The organism is uncultured Comamonas sp. (assembly GCF_964277875.1).
GTDB classification, from domain to species: Bacteria; Pseudomonadota; Gammaproteobacteria; order Burkholderiales; family Burkholderiaceae_C; genus Comamonas; species Comamonas sediminis.
Window position 1 is genome coordinate 86,995 of the sequence record NZ_CAXYJV010000007.1, and the last position, 13,693, is coordinate 100,687.

The 13,693-nt window shown below is 65.1% G+C and carries 12 protein-coding genes; 8 read left to right on the top strand and 4 right to left on the bottom strand.

Annotated elements, in window-relative coordinates:
• Positions 1 to 158: 158 nt before the first annotated feature.
• Positions 159 to 1,142, top strand: a complete 984-nt coding sequence (locus tag ACHWUQ_RS03370) for a Bug family tripartite tricarboxylate transporter substrate binding protein (protein WP_394680347.1) — start codon at positions 159 to 161, stop codon at positions 1,140 to 1,142.
• A gap of 41 nt (positions 1,143 to 1,183) precedes the next feature.
• Complete coding sequence (locus ACHWUQ_RS03375; protein WP_394680348.1) at positions 1,184 to 2,521, top strand: sulfatase; 1,338 nt, start codon at positions 1,184 to 1,186, stop codon at positions 2,519 to 2,521.
• A 6-nt stretch (positions 2,522 to 2,527) separates the two neighbouring features.
• On the opposite strand, the gene ACHWUQ_RS03380 is transcribed toward ACHWUQ_RS03375, so the two are convergent.
• Positions 2,528 to 3,082, bottom strand: a complete 555-nt coding sequence (locus tag ACHWUQ_RS03380) for a hypothetical protein (RefSeq protein ID WP_394680349.1) — start codon at positions 3,080 to 3,082, stop codon at positions 2,528 to 2,530.
• A gap of 342 nt (positions 3,083 to 3,424) precedes the next feature.
• On the opposite strand from ACHWUQ_RS03380, the gene ACHWUQ_RS03385 reads away from it, so the two are divergent.
• From ACHWUQ_RS03385 to ACHWUQ_RS03405, 5 genes are all read left to right on the top strand, one after another.
• Entirely contained in the window at positions 3,425 to 3,898 is a 474-nt protein-coding gene (locus ACHWUQ_RS03385) for a rhodanese-like domain-containing protein (protein ID WP_394680350.1), read from the top strand.
• Positions 3,899 to 3,946: 48 nt separating this feature from the next.
• Positions 3,947 to 4,885 carry a serine O-acetyltransferase EpsC gene (gene epsC, locus ACHWUQ_RS03390; protein ID WP_239809566.1) on the top strand — a complete coding sequence of 313 codons (939 nt, stop codon included), beginning with the start codon at positions 3,947 to 3,949 and terminating at the stop codon, positions 4,883 to 4,885.
• Positions 4,882 to 5,160 carry a helix-turn-helix domain-containing protein gene (locus ACHWUQ_RS03395; protein ID WP_021028780.1) on the top strand — a complete coding sequence of 93 codons (279 nt, stop codon included), beginning with the start codon at positions 4,882 to 4,884 and terminating at the stop codon, positions 5,158 to 5,160. The genes epsC and ACHWUQ_RS03395 overlap by 4 nt, the downstream gene beginning before the upstream one ends.
• Positions 5,161 to 5,221: 61 nt before the next feature.
• Positions 5,222 to 6,154, top strand: coding sequence for a family 2A encapsulin nanocompartment shell protein (locus tag ACHWUQ_RS03400; protein WP_394680351.1), 933 nt, complete (start codon positions 5,222 to 5,224; stop codon positions 6,152 to 6,154).
• Positions 6,155 to 6,168: 14 nt separating this feature from the next.
• Positions 6,169 to 8,127, top strand: coding sequence for a family 2A encapsulin nanocompartment cargo protein cysteine desulfurase (locus ACHWUQ_RS03405; protein WP_394680352.1), 1,959 nt, complete (start codon positions 6,169 to 6,171; stop codon positions 8,125 to 8,127).
• Between the two features lie 71 nt (positions 8,128 to 8,198).
• Here the strand turns inward: ACHWUQ_RS03405 and ACHWUQ_RS03410 are convergent, their stop codons facing one another.
• Positions 8,199 to 10,439, bottom strand: a complete 2,241-nt coding sequence (locus ACHWUQ_RS03410; protein ID WP_394680353.1) for a protein-disulfide reductase DsbD family protein — start codon at positions 10,437 to 10,439, stop codon at positions 8,199 to 8,201.
• Positions 10,440 to 10,650: 211 nt separating this feature from the next.
• The gene (locus ACHWUQ_RS03415; protein WP_239809563.1) at positions 10,651 to 10,950 is read right to left on the bottom strand and encodes a hypothetical protein; all 300 of its coding nucleotides are present in this window, start codon (positions 10,948 to 10,950) and stop codon (positions 10,651 to 10,653) included.
• A gap of 582 nt (positions 10,951 to 11,532) precedes the next feature.
• On the opposite strand from ACHWUQ_RS03415, the gene ACHWUQ_RS03420 reads away from it, so the two are divergent.
• The gene (locus ACHWUQ_RS03420; protein ID WP_239809562.1) at positions 11,533 to 12,513 is read left to right on the top strand and encodes a tripartite tricarboxylate transporter substrate binding protein; all 981 of its coding nucleotides are present in this window, start codon (positions 11,533 to 11,535) and stop codon (positions 12,511 to 12,513) included.
• A 102-nt stretch (positions 12,514 to 12,615) separates the two neighbouring features.
• Here ACHWUQ_RS03420 and ACHWUQ_RS03425 read toward each other — a convergent pair whose 3' ends face one another.
• The gene (locus tag ACHWUQ_RS03425) at positions 12,616 to 13,653 is read right to left on the bottom strand and encodes a DctP family TRAP transporter solute-binding subunit (RefSeq protein WP_239809561.1); all 1,038 of its coding nucleotides are present in this window, start codon (positions 13,651 to 13,653) and stop codon (positions 12,616 to 12,618) included.
• Positions 13,654 to 13,693: the final 40 nt, after the last annotated feature.

Consider the following 13,693-nt stretch of genomic DNA (forward strand, 5'->3'; position numbering starts at 1 on the left):
CAATTGTGCCCTGGTTTTCTACAGTGCAGGCATGCTGCGCGAGCGCTTGTGCTGAAGCTGAAAAAGCTTATGCCTTTAGGCTAGATCAAACGCGGCACCATAGAGGGCATGGGCCTGCTGTTGCGGGCCTATGTTCATAAGCATCGGAGACTCTCCCCATGTTTCAACGTCGTCATTTTCTCGGCCAGTCCGCAGCCATGGCTGCCTCGGTGCTGGCCACCACTTCGTCGCTGTGGGCCCTGCCCGCGCAGGCCCAGGACGGCGTGCTGCGCATCATCGTCGGCTACCCACCCGGCGGAGCTACCGACCGCGTCGCGCGCATCGTGGCTGACAAGCTGCAGGCCAGCCTGGGCAGCACCGTGATTGTGGAAAACAAAGTGGGCGCTGGCGGCCGCGTGGCTGCGCAGTTTGTGAAGAACGCCCCCGCCAGCCAGCCAGTGCTGATGCTGGCCAACCCCGCCGTCATGGTGGTGGCGCCGCTGGTGGTGAACAACCTGGGCTACGACCCCGAGCAGGATTTTGTGCCGGTCAGCGAAGTCAACCGCTATGTGTTTGGCGTGGCCGTGGCCAGCGCTGTGCCGGTCAAGGAGATGAAGCATCTGCTGGCCTGGCTCAAGGCCAACCCGGCCAAGGCCAATGTCGGCGTGCCTGCCACCGGCAGCCTGCCGCACTTTTTTGCGCTGATGCTGGGCCAGCAAGCCGGCGTCGAAGCCGAGGCGGTGGGCTACAAGGGCTCAGCGCCCTTGCTCACCGATCTGATGGGCGGCCAGGTGCCGGTAGCGGTCGATACGCTCGACACCCTGGTGCAGCAGCACCAGGCTGGCAAGCTGCGCCTGCTGGCTGTCAGTGGCGATGCGCGCAATGCCGTTGTGCCCGATGTGCCGACCCTGAAGGAAGCGGGTGTGAACCTGTCTGCCGCCGGCTGGAACACCTTTTTTGCGCCCCAGTCCATGCCTGCCGCCCAGGTGCAGCGCTATGCCGCCGCCATCCACAAGGTGATGCAGGATCCGGAAGTGCACAGGCAGTTTGCGGCCAACTACCTGGACCCGGTGGCCAGCACCTCCGAGCAGACCGCCAAGGCGCTGCAGGCCTATAAGAAGCAGTGGGCCCCGGTGATCCAGACCTCGGGCTACAAGCCCTGATCCGTTTTCCCCTGAACTGCCTTGACCGTGAGCGAGACCCCGTGTTGAAACGACCGAACATCATCTTTATCGTGGCCGATGACCTGGGCTACGCCGATCTGGGCTGCTATGGCGGCCGCAACGCCAGCTTCGGCGCCGTGTCACCGCACATCGATACGCTCGCTGCCGGGGGGCTCAAGCTCACGCAGGGCTATTCCAACTCTCCGGTCTGCTCGCCCACGCGCTTTGCGCTGATGACGGCGCGCTACCAGTACCGCCTGCGCGGTGCGGCCGAGGAGCCGATCCGCACTGCGACACGCGGCAACCCGGACCTGGGCCTGCCGCCCAGCCACCCGACCTTGCCGTCGCTGCTGCGCGAGGCGGGCTACCGCACGGCCTTGATGGGCAAATGGCACCTGGGCTACCCGCCGCATTTCAGCCCCCTCCAATCCGGCTATGAAGAGTTCTTCGGGCCCATGTCGGGCGGGGTGGACTACTTCAGCCACTGCGGTGCCAACGGCCAGCATGACCTCTGGTTTGGCGAGGCCGAGCGCGAACAGCCCGGCTACCTGACCGACCTGATCAGCGACTACGCAGTGGACTACATCGACCGCATGGCGGCCGGCGCGCAGCAGGACACGCCTTTCTTTTTGAGCGTGCACTACACGGCGCCGCACTGGCCCTGGGAAACCCGGGACGACGAGGCGCTGTCGCGCGAGCTGGTGGAGAACAAGCAGGCCATCTACCACCTGCATGGCGGCAATATTGAGAGCTACCAGCGCATGATCCACCACATGGACGAAGGCATTGGCCGCCTGGTGGAGCGCTTGCAGACGCATGGGCTGGCAGACGACACCCTGATCGTGTTCACCAGTGACAACGGCGGCGAGCGCTTCTCGGACAACTGGCCGCTGGTGGGCGGCAAGATGGACCTGACCGAAGGCGGCATCCGCGTGCCCTGGGTGGCCCATTGGCCGCGTGTGATCGCGCCTGCGGGTGAAAGCCGCCAGACCTGCATGACGATGGACTGGAGCGCTACGATGCTGGAGATTGGCGGGGCCGAGCCTGCTGCCGGCTACCCCTGGGATGGACAATCGCTGCTGCCACTGTTGCAGGACGCGGCATGGCAGGACGACCAGCCCCTGTTCTGGCGCATGAACCACCGGGGCCAGCGCGCGATGCGCGATGGCGACTGGAAATACCTGCGCGTCGATGGGGTGGACTATCTGTTCAACCTCCGCGCCGACGAACGCGAGCGCGCCAACCTGGCCAGCGTGCTGCCGGAGCGCCTGCAAGCCATGGTGGCCGCCTGGGAGGCCTGGAACGCCAGCATGCCACCGATACCGGGGGATGCGACCGTGAGCCTGTGCTACACCGAAGCCGACATGCCCCAGCGTTGAGCATCATCACTGGGCCGCTTGCTGCCCGGTATCTTCTTCATCATCCTCGGGGATCGCCGCAAAGCTGATGCCGCCGAGCAAGGCCATCACCAGCGCAAACAAGTAGACGGCGTTGCTGATGCCCAGGCTCAGGCTGTAGCCCCAGGCGATGACCGAGCACCAGATGCTGTCCTTGTACTGGGCCGCGCAGCCCGATTGGGCGGGCATGTGGACATACCAGATGACGGCCACCGCAGCAAAAGCCAGCGCCACGACAATGCCCAGCGCATTGCGGTGGTAGCGCAGCATGGCGATCAGCGAGAGCGGCACCAGCGCGCCCCAGACAAACATCATCAGCCAGCTGGCCATGGGGGCCTGGGCCAGCCAGCTGGAGAGAGCGGGCCAGTGCAGCTGCGTCTGGATCAGCTGCAAGCCTTCACGAACCAGCGGCAGCACCAGAGCGGCGAGGGCCACGCACAAAAGCACGATCCCCAGGCAGATCCGCTTGGCACTGAAATGGCGCCGGTGGTGGCTTTCGCTGGGGGTGGAATGCAATCCATGGTCATGGGTGATGACAGCCATTTTTGTCTCCTGTTGGAGGCTGTCATTGCGGGCCGCAGGCAACTTGCAAGTGCCTACAGCGGGCATTGCAGCCCTGTTTTAAGGAACCGCATGCACGATGTGGCCTGTTGCAATGCGGCAATCAAGGCGCAGAAGACGTTGGCTGATGGGTACAGCACACCCGCTACACCTTCACTTCAATATAGACCTATTCAGCCCAGGTGGCTATAGGCGCGAGCCGAGGGCTTGCGCCTGCGCATATGTGAAAACTGCATGTGCAAGCGCATTTTTATTCGTGTTCCTGCAGCGTCTGGCGGCCTAAATTGGTGGCTATCCCCATCCATTTGACCGTAGAGGCGATTTATGACGACAACCGATACCAGCCTGCCCGATGTACTGGAGGCGGCCTGGAAGACGGCACAGGACCAGGCTCTGGGCTACGCCGGCGGCGTGCCCCCCCGTGCCGCCTGGCAACTGGTGCAGCAGCAGCAGGCCGTGCTGGTCGATGTGCGCTCGACCGAAGAGCGCCAATTTGTCGGCCATGTGCCCGGCAGCATCCATGTGCCCTGGGCGACAGGCACGGCACTGACCCGCAACCCCCGCTTTGTGCGCGAGCTGGAGGCGCGCCTGTCCGCCCATGGCGGCAAGGAGGCCGTGGCGCTGCTGCTGTGCCGCAGCGGCAAACGCTCGGTGCTGGCCGCCCAGGCGGCCGAGGCCGCCGGCTTTCGCCATGTCTTCAATGTGCAAGAGGGCTTTGAAGGCGAGCTGGATGCGTTGCAGCAGCGCGGCCATGGCGATGGCTGGCGCTTCCACCAGCTGCCCTGGGTCCAGGACTGAGGTCCTGAGCCACCCAGCGCGCGCTTTGATCTCCCACGAAGGCACTCCATGACCACCCCATTCCCCATCCAAGAAGTGGCCGCACAGTTGGCCGAGCAGCGCCGCCACTGGCGTGATTCCCACCAGCGCAGCCAGGAGCCCGGCGGGCGCGAGTTCCCCTCGCGCGATGCGCTGGCACAGACCCTGGGCCTGCTCAAGGGCGTGCTGTTTCCGATGCGCCTGGGCCCGCATGATCTGCTGCAGGAGAGCGAGGACTTTTATGTCGCCCATACGCTGGATGCCGCCTTGCACCGGTTGCAGACCCAGATCGCGCTGGAGCTGCGCTACACACAGCGCAGCCCCGCGGGTACCGAGGAGCAGGCCCAGGCGCTGACGCGCCAGTTTGCGCTGGCCTTGCCCGGCATCCGCCGCCTGCTCGACAGCGATGTGCAGGCCGCCTACGAGGGCGACCCCGCCGCCCGTACCGTTGACGAGGTGCTGCTGTGCTACCCCGGTGTGCTGGCGCTGATCCACCACCGCATCGCGCACCAGCTGTATGTGCTGCAACTGCCGCTGCTGGCCCGCATCGTGTCCGAGCTGGCGCACAGCGAGACGGGCATTGACATCCATCCCGGTGCGCAGATTGGTGAGGGCTTCTTCATCGACCATGGCACCGGGGTGGTGGTGGGGGAGACGGCGGTGATTGGCCGCAAGGTGCGCATCTACCAGGCCGTCACCTTGGGCGCCAAGCGCTTTGTGCAGACCGCGCAAGGCCATCTGCAAAAGGGCCAGCCCCGGCATCCGATTGTCGAAGACGGCGTGGTGATCTATGCCGGCGCGACCATCCTGGGCCGGGTCACCTTGGGCGCCGGCGCTGTCATTGGCGGCAATGTCTGGCTGACGCAGAGCGTGGCCGCCGGCGCCCATGTGACCCAGGCCTCGCTGCAAGCGGCGGCCCAGCGCCCCCGCAGTGAACCCACCTTGCCCGCTGAGGAGGCCGCGCTATGAATGACTTTTCCCACCATTTCGGGCTGGCCGTGCGCCGCTCGCGCGAGGCCATGGGCTGGTCGCAGGAGCAACTGGCTGCGCAGGCCGATCTGAACCGCTCCTATGTCGGCGAGGTCGAGCGCGGCCAGGTGGCGGTGTCGCTGGCCACTATCGGCAAGCTGGCCCAGGCGCTGCAGGTGCCGCAGTCCACCTTGGTGCTGCGCGGTGAAGAGCTGCACCAGCACTACCTGGTGCGGGCCCAGCATATGCGGCGCTTGGCGGCGATAGCCGGTTGAGGCAGCAGCGCTGCAGAGCGATGATTTTCCTGCTTATTCACACGCGCAACCGGAGAGAGATATGACAGCGAATGTAGGCGGCACGACCGCATTGGGTGACAGTGCTGCACGGCAGTTGGCCAACGCCACCAAGACCGTTCCCCAGCTTTCCACGATCAGCCCGCGCTGGCTGACCCACCTGCTGCAATGGGTGCCTGTCGAGGCCGGCATCTACCGGCTCAACCAGGTCAAGAACCCGGAGGAGATCCGGGTGGCCTGCACTGCCAAGACCCATGAGAACCAGCTGCCGCGCACTTTTGTCGAGTACGAATCGCAGCCGCGCGAATTTTTCCTGAATGCCGTCAGCACCGTGCTGGATGTGCATACCCGTGTCTCAGACCTCTACAGCAGCCCGCATGACCAGATCAAGGAGCAGCTGCGTCTGACCATCGAGACCATCAAGGAGAACCAGGAAAGCGAGCTGATCAACAACCCTGACTACGGCTTGCTGGCCCAGGTCACCGAAGAGCAACGCATCTTCCCGCTGACAGGCGCGCCCACCCCCGATGACCTCGATGAGCTGCTGACCAAGGTCTGGAAGGAGCCGGCATTCTTCCTGGCCCATCCGCTGACCATTGCAGCCTTTGGCCGCGAGGCCACGCGCCGGGGCACCCCGCCGCCCACCACCAGCCTGTTTGGCTCGCAGTTCATCACCTGGCGCGGTGTGCCGCTGATCCCGTCGGACAAGGTGCCGGTGGCCGATGGCAAATCCAAGATCCTGCTGCTGCGCGTGGGCGACAAGCGCCAGGGCGTCGTGGGTGTGTTCCAGCCGGGCCTGCCGGGCGAGCAGGGGCCTGGCCTGTCGGTGCGCTTCATGGGCATCAACAACCATGCGATTGCCTCGTACCTGATCTCGCTGTACTGCTCGCTGGCAGTGCACACACCTGATGCGCTGGCCGTGCTCGATGACGTGGAAATCAACAAGTACCACGACTATCCCGATACCTACAAGTGAGCAAAGGAGCCGCCATGGTTTCCGCCGTATCCGGCCTGCCCGAGCCATCGGGCGCGCCCATCTCCCCCGAGCTGCTGGCGCAGATGGCCACGGCGCTCTGGGCCGATCGGCCTGCAGCGCCGGCCAACCTGCCGCCCGGTGTGCAGGCACCGGTCAATATCGCGCCGCCGGGCTCGCCGTTGGCCAGCCCGGCCGGCCTGGGGCCCAGCGTGCCCGGCACGCCCTTCCCCGCTGGCGTGCTGCCGGGCAGCAATCTGTTGCCGTCATCGCCCACGCCGGTGCTGTCGCTCGCCCACCGCGCCCCGGCCTTGCTGCCCCATGCCGCCGCCGGCAATGGCGTGCCTGACACTCTGCTCAGCGCGCTGCCCGCCTATGAGCCGCGCCTGGGCGGGCTGGTGCAAGGCGTGCCACTTGCGAACGCAGCGCCGGCCGCTGTGCCCGCAGTGACCAGTGGCTATTACTTTCTGGATGCGCCGTCAGCCGCCGCGCCCAGCGATGCACCGTTGCAGGCGCTGGCCGACCAGGCGCGCCGGGCGGCGCCGGACAGCCATCTGGACGGCATCGATCTGCGCGGGCCGCGCGCTACGGATGCGCCTTTGCCGGGCCAAGCGCTGCAGGGGCCGGGTGCTGCGCCGCAGTACTACTTTGTGCATGCGGTGCAACTGCCCAATGGCTTTGTCACGCCGGCCAAACCGCATCCGCATGCGGCTCCGGGTGCGGCGGCGGGCCATGCGGCGCAGCAGGACCGCCATCCGGGCTTTGACATCCAGGCGGTGCGGCGTGATTTTCCGATTCTGTCCGAGCGCATCAACGGCAAGCCGCTGGTCTGGCTGGACAATGCGGCCACGACGCACAAGCCGCGCCAGGTGATCGAGCGCATCAGCCATTTCTATGCGCATGAGAACTCGAACATCCACCGCGCGGCCCATACCCTGGCTGCGCGGGCGACCGATGCCTATGAGCATGCCCGTGAGGTGGTGCGGCGCTTCATCCATGCGCCCGACGCGCGCGAGGTCATCTTCGTGCGTGGCACCACCGAGGCCATCAACCTGGTGGCCAAGGCCTGGGGCGGTGCGAATGTGGGCGAAGGCGATGAGATCATCATCAGCCACCTGGAGCACCATGCCAACATCGTTCCCTGGCAGCAGCTGGCAGCGGCCAAGGGCGCACGGCTGCGGGTGATTCCGGTCGATGACCAGGGCCAGATCCGGCTGGACGAGTACCAGAAGCTGATCAACGACCGCACCAAGATCGTCGCCATTGGCCATGTCTCCAACGTGCTGGGCACGGTGGTGCCCGTCAAGCAGGTGGTGGAGATCGCCAAGCGCCGGGGGATCACGACCTTGATCGACGGGGCGCAGTCCATTGCGCACACCCCGGTCGATGTGCAGGACCTGGGCGCGGATTTCTTTGTCTTCTCGGGCCACAAGATCTTTGCACCCACCGGCATTGGCGTGCTCTGGGGCCGGCGCGAGGTGCTCGAGGCCATGCCGCCCTGGCAGGGCGGCGGCAACATGATTGCCGATGTGACGTTCGAGAAAACCGTCTACCAGCCTTTGCCCAACACCTTTGAGGCGGGCACCGGCAACATCGCCGATGCGGTGGGCCTGGGCGCGGCGCTGGAGTATGTGGAGCGCATCGGTATTGCGCAGATCAGCCGCTACGAGCACGCACTGGTGGACTACGGCATGGCGCAGCTGGCCAGCATTGCGGGGCTGCGCCTGATCGGCACCGTGCCCGGCAAGGCCAGCGTGCTGGCCTTTACCTTGAACGGCTACAGCACCGACGAGGTGGGCCAGGCGCTCAATGCCGAGGGCATCGCCGTGCGCACCGGCCACCACTGCGCGCAGCCGATCCTGCGCCGCTTCGGGGTCGAGACGGCGGTACGGCCCTCGCTGGCCTTCTACAACACCTTTGACGAGGTGGACCAGCTGGTGCGTGAGGTGCGCAAGCTCGCGGCGCGGCGGCGCTGAGCGGCTGGTTTCAGCCTTGCAGGAACGAAAAGCGCCGGACAAAACGGGCGCTTTTCTTATGGGGATGGGGTTTAGAGCTGCGCCACCGCGTCCACCACTTCCTTGACGCTCAGCACCTCGGACAGGATTTGCGGCGCCTTGCCCGGTGCATACAGCACATAGACCGGCACGCCACTGCGGCCCAGCTGGTTCAGCGCCTGCGTGATCGCGGGGTCCTGGCGTGTCCAGTCGGCGCGCAGCAGGTGCACCTGCTTATTGTCGAAAGCGGCGAGCACCTGGCTGTCGCTCAACGTGGTGCGCTTGTTGTACTGGCAGGTAACGCACCAGGCGGCCGTGAAATCCACAAACACCGGCTTGCCGGTTGCATTGATCTCGCTGACCTTCTGCGCCGACCAGGGCTGCCACAGCGCGCCGCTGGCCTGCTGGCCGGGTGCCGGGGCGGGTGTGGTCAGGTGGTGGCCCATGGCAGTGGCCAGGTAGAGGCCGCCTGCCAGCGACAGCACCGCAAAGCCCCAGCGCGCACGGCCCTGCAGACCCAGTGCCCAGACCAGAGCCGCCAGCAGCACCAGCAAGGCCAGCAGCGTGGCTGCGCCATCGATGCCGCTTTGCTGGCCCAGCACCCAGACCAGCCAGACCACGGTGGCGAACATCGGGAAGGCCATCGCGCGGCGGAAGGTGTCCATCCAGGCGCCAGGGCGCGGCAGCCAGCGCACCACCGCAGGGATCCAGCTGGCCAGCAGATAGGGCGCGGCCATACCCAGGCCCAGCGCGGCAAACACCAGCAGGGCCTCGGCGGCCGGCATGCTGACGGCCAAGCCCATCGATGCCCCCATGAACGGCGCCGTGCAGGGCGAGGCAATCGCCACCGCCAGCACACCGCTCAGGAAGGCATTGGTAATAGGGCTCTTGGCCTGCTTGCCTGCCAGGCTGCTTGGCACAAAACTGCCAAACTCAAACATGCCCGCCAGGTTGAGGCCAATGACGGTAAACAGCGCTGCCAGCGCGGCAATCACCAGCGGCGATTGCAGCTGAAAGCCCCAGCCCAGCTGCTGGCCCGCAGAGCGCAGTGCCAGCAGCAGCGCGCCCAGCGCCAGGAACGACAGCACCACGCCCGCCGTGTAGGCCAGGCCTGCTGCACGCTGCTCCCGCAGTTGGCTGCCATGGGTGGTAAAGCCCAGCACCTTGAGCGCAAGAATCGGGAACACGCAGGGCATCAGGTTCAGGATCAGGCCGCCGACAAGGGCACCCAGCAGTGCCAGCCAGAGGCTACCGGAGGACGCGGGTTGAACCGGAGCGGAAGCCTGTGCATTTTTTGCCAGTGCTGCCGCCAGCTCGGGCGATACCTGGGCGATGGCAGCGGCCTTCCATTGGCCACTGACGGGCGCCACGGTGCGCCAGCCGACGGCGCCATCGACAACCGTGTGCTTGTCGGTCGTCAGCACCAGCGCAATGTCCTCGGGCGTCTGGCCCCGGTTGGCCGACAGCGGCACCACGGCGGTCCAGTCGGCGCCGTCCCATTGCTGGGTAAAGTCCTGGCCGTCCTGCATCGCATGGTGCAAGGTGTCGGGGCTCTCGCTCAGCACCTGCAGGCGCTGGCCTTGCAGCGCAGCGGGCAGGCCGGTGACATGCAATTTCAGCGTTTCACCATCGACACGGGCCTGGCTGCTGCCTTGCAGCGCTACCGGTGCCTGGGCATGGGCCTGGGCAAAGGTGCCGGCGTGCAGCGCGGTGCTGCTCTTGGTGGGAAGGGTCAGGCTGAACTGGCCTTCTTCCGGAATGCATTCGACGCGGCAGATCAGCCAGTTGGCCTGCAGTCGCACGGTCACATCGCGGGCATCGGCCGAGAAATCGCTGGGAATCTGCACGGTGACGGGCAGCAGCACCTGGCCTTCGTAGCCATAGTTCACCAGGCTGCCGACCCGGATCGGATGGGGCGTTGGCCAGGCGATCTCGCCGGCGTCCCAGCCCGGCGGCAGCTGCCACTGCAACTGGGTGGGCAGGCCCGAGTCGCCCGGGTTGGTCCAGTAGGTGTGCCACTCGGGTTGGTGGTCCAGCAGCAGGCCCAGCGCAATGCTCTTGCCGGGCTCCACCCCTTGGGGCGCCAGTGCCACCAGCTCGGCCCGCACCCGGGGGGGGGTCACGACGCTGCCAGCCGCAGCGCTGGAGGCCGTGTCCATCGCAGCGGCGCTGGCGCCGCTGCCGATCTGCAGCTTGATCTGGGCCTGGGCAGGCGGCGCCATGCCGCTCAGCACCAGCACAAGCAGTGTAAAAAAAAGCGCTCCTATCGAGCGGCGCAGGAAAGCATGGGGCATATCGCGTGGTACCTGAGAGTCTGGCGGTGAGAGGACAGATACGTAGAGAGGTTCCCGCATCATAGAACCTGTGCCCCCTCCGCGCTGGCGGCCATGCAGGCGCAAAAAAGGCCACTGCATCGCAGTGGCCTGTTCCCAGCGGGACGGGGAGTGTGTGCGCCGTCCCGTGGATGCCGTACCGGCTGGGTGCTTGCCGGCAGGGGGAGAAAGCTTATTCGCCTTCCAGGATCGAGCCGTTGGCCAGTGCCTGGCGGGCGGCCTGGGTCACTTCAGCACGGCTCAGTTGGCCCTTGCCCAGTTCGTAGGCGTTAACGGTCGACTGGTTGCCTTGGGCAATCATCGTGTTGGTCTTGCGGGCTTCAGCCAGTTGGGCTTGCACATCAGCGCGGCTCACGGCGCTGGTCGCAGCGGCTTGAGGGGTGATGGCTTGGTCGCCTTCAAAAGGGTTGGCTTGGGCAACGGAAGCACCCAGAGCGAGGGTAGCGGCGATAGCGAGAATACGTGCGTTCATTTTTCTTTCCTTTGGTGTTGCGTCCGGCCTGGTGGTCGATTCGCGTCGTCTTGGACTGTGTCTGCCAGCGCTTGCGGCTTGCAGTGCAGCTTTTGTGTAACGATGGAATGAAGTTTATATTGGTATCTATCTTCGATAAATAGCCAAAAATCAAACGGATTGTTCCGAAATTTGGCCCAATTAGTCTGGAACTTTTACAAATATGTGACAGCTAACCCTGGTATTTACCCTAAATTAGGGTATTTACCATGGGTATAAATTGACTATGTTTATTCAGTATTAAGAAGATAAAAACTATCGACTAGATAGTGTCTCCCGCCGCGCTGCGATCTGCAGCTCATCGGCTGCGCTTGCGGCACCCCGATGCAGCCGCTGCCTTTGCCTCTCCCCGCTCCACAGCGCTCGCTTGCCAAGACGCCTGGGAGACAGACGGCCACCGCTGCCGGGCAGCAGCGGGCCCGCCCTGTGCAACCATCACGCCATAGCGGCTGCGAATGGTGCGATTGCTGGCAAGTATTAGACAGCCCGGCCAGCGCTGCCCACAATGGGCCGATAACCAAAGCTAGACACAGGAGACATTGCATGGACATGACCCAGCGCCGCCATTTCCTCACCACCGTTGCCGCTGCTGCGGGAGCCGCCAGCATGCCGCAATGGGCGCAGGCGCAAACCGCCTACCCCAGCAAGCCGGTGCGTGTGATCGTGCCCTTTGCCGCAGGCGGCACTACCGATGTGGTGGCCCGGCTGGTGATGCAGAAGATGGGCGAGCTGATGAAGGCCAGCTTCGTCATCGACAACCGGGGTGGCGCCAACGGCATGATCGGCACTGGCGAAGTGGCCCGTGCCCAGGCCGATGGCTACACCTTGCTGTTCAACACCGCCGGTGCCCAGACCCTGAGCCCGGTGATCTACAAGGCCCCCTATGAGGCGGCCGCCAGCTTTGCGCCGGTGGCCAAGGTCTGCTCGGTCGGCTTCATCATCATTGCCCGCAAGGACCTGCCGGCCAACACGCTGCAAGAGCTGATCGCGCTGGCGCAGAACAAGGACAAGCCGCTGACGGCATCGTCAGGCAGCGCCATCATCAACCTGATCACCGAGCAGTTCAAGCATGTGATCAAGGCGCCGCAGATCATCAATGCGCAGTACAAGGGCACCAGCCCGCAGATGCAGGCCGTCGTGTCCGGCGAGGTGGATTTCTCGTTTGACTCCTTTGCCGCCGTGGAGATGATCAAGGCCGGCAAGGTCAAGGCGCTGGCCGTGGTGCTGCCCCAGCGCGCTGCCTCCTTCCCCGATGTGCCGACCCTGGTCGAGCTGGGTGTCAAGGACATGGAGTTCAGCTCCTGGGCCGGCCTGCTCGCGCCCAAGGGCACGCCCAAGGACATCGTGACCGCCCTGTCGCAGAACATAGACAAGGTCATGCAGATGCCCGATGTGCTGGCCAAGCTCAAGCAGTACGACTACATCCCCGTGAAGACCACGCCCGAAAGCTTTGCGCAGGAGATCCAGGCCGAGACCGACCGCTGGAAGCAGGTGGTCAAGTCGACGGGATTCAAGATCGAATAAGGGCTGCGGCCCGCTGCGTTGAACGCGAGCGGCACCTGAAGCAGCAGCTACAAAAAAACCACCGGCGTGCAGCCGGTGGTTTTGCTTTGGAGGATGCCGTTCTTACTGCTTGCGGCCCGCAATCGCCTTCTCAGCGGCAGTCACCAGGTCGGCGCCCACTTGCTGCTTCCACTTGTCATACACCGGGCGGGTGGCCTTCACAAAAGCTTCGCGCTCGGCGGCGCTCAGTTCGGTCACGGTGACGCCATTGGCGCTCAGCTCCTTGACCAGCGGCTTGTCCGCTTCGATCATGCCTTTGCGCGCAATGGCGATTTCTTCCTGGCCAGCTTCGATGGCGGCCTGGCGCACGATGTCCTGGTCGGCCTTGCTCCAGCTGGCCCAGATGTCCTTGTTGACGACAAAGATCAGCGGGTCATTGATGTAGCCCCAGAGCGTCAGGTACTTCTGGCCCACGGTGTTGAGCTTGGCCGCCTGGTAGACGGCGACCGGGTTCTCCTGGCCGTCGACCGCGCCGCTGGCCATCGCTGGCTGGGCATCGGCCCAGCTCATCTGCGTGGGGTTGGCGCCCAGTGCGCTGAAGGTGTCGACAAACAGCGGCGAACCGACCACGCGGATCTTGAGGCCCTTCATGTCGGCAGGGGTCTTGATCGCATGCTTGGAGTTGGAGATTTCACGGTAGCCGTTCTCACCCCAAGCGAGCGGCACCACGCCGGCTTTCTCCAGGCGGGCAAACAGGCGCTTGCCTGGCTCGCCCTGGGTGAGCGCGTCAGCGGCCGCATAGTCGGGCATCAGAAACGGCAGCGAGAACAGGTTCAGCTCCTTGATCTGCGGCGACCAGTTCAGGGTGGAGCCGACCGCCATGTCGATCACGCCCTGGCGCAGTGCCGAGAACTCACGCGTCTGGTCGCCTTGCACCAGCGACACGCCGGGGTAGAGTTTGATGTTGATGCGGCCCTGCGTGCGCTCACGCACCTTGTTGGCCCAGATCTCGCCGCCCTTGCCCCAGGGGAAGGCCGTGCCCAGCACCAGCGACATGCGGTACTCGCTTTTGTAGTTGCCCTGGGCTTGTACAGCCGGCGCGGCAAAGCTCAGCGCCGCAGCAGCGGCCAAGGCGGTGGCAAGGAATTGACGGGTTTTCATGGTGTTGTCTCCGGGTGGTTCAAGGGGGAATTCTGCAAAT

Excerpts from the sequence above, each read along its gene's own strand:
- ACHWUQ_RS03400 (WP_394680351.1), top strand. The coding sequence starts at position 5,222 with ATGACAGCGAATGTAGGCGGCACGACCGCATTGGGTGACAGTGCTGCA.
- ACHWUQ_RS03410 (WP_394680353.1), bottom strand. The coding sequence starts at position 10,439 with ATGCCCCATGCTTTCCTGCGCCGCTCGATAGGAGCGCTTTTTTTTACA.
- ACHWUQ_RS03395 (WP_021028780.1), top strand. The coding sequence starts at position 4,882 with ATGAATGACTTTTCCCACCATTTCGGGCTGGCCGTGCGCCGCTCGCGC.
- ACHWUQ_RS03405 (WP_394680352.1), top strand. The coding sequence starts at position 6,169 with ATGGTTTCCGCCGTATCCGGCCTGCCCGAGCCATCGGGCGCGCCCATC.
- ACHWUQ_RS03385 (WP_394680350.1), top strand. The coding sequence starts at position 3,425 with ATGACGACAACCGATACCAGCCTGCCCGATGTACTGGAGGCGGCCTGG.
- ACHWUQ_RS03380 (WP_394680349.1), bottom strand. The coding sequence starts at position 3,082 with ATGGCTGTCATCACCCATGACCATGGATTGCATTCCACCCCCAGCGAA.
- epsC (WP_239809566.1), top strand. The coding sequence starts at position 3,947 with ATGACCACCCCATTCCCCATCCAAGAAGTGGCCGCACAGTTGGCCGAG.
- ACHWUQ_RS03425 (WP_239809561.1), bottom strand. The coding sequence starts at position 13,653 with ATGAAAACCCGTCAATTCCTTGCCACCGCCTTGGCCGCTGCTGCGGCG.
- ACHWUQ_RS03415 (WP_239809563.1), bottom strand. The coding sequence starts at position 10,950 with ATGAACGCACGTATTCTCGCTATCGCCGCTACCCTCGCTCTGGGTGCT.
- ACHWUQ_RS03370 (WP_394680347.1), top strand. The coding sequence starts at position 159 with ATGTTTCAACGTCGTCATTTTCTCGGCCAGTCCGCAGCCATGGCTGCC.
- ACHWUQ_RS03420 (WP_239809562.1), top strand. The coding sequence starts at position 11,533 with ATGGACATGACCCAGCGCCGCCATTTCCTCACCACCGTTGCCGCTGCT.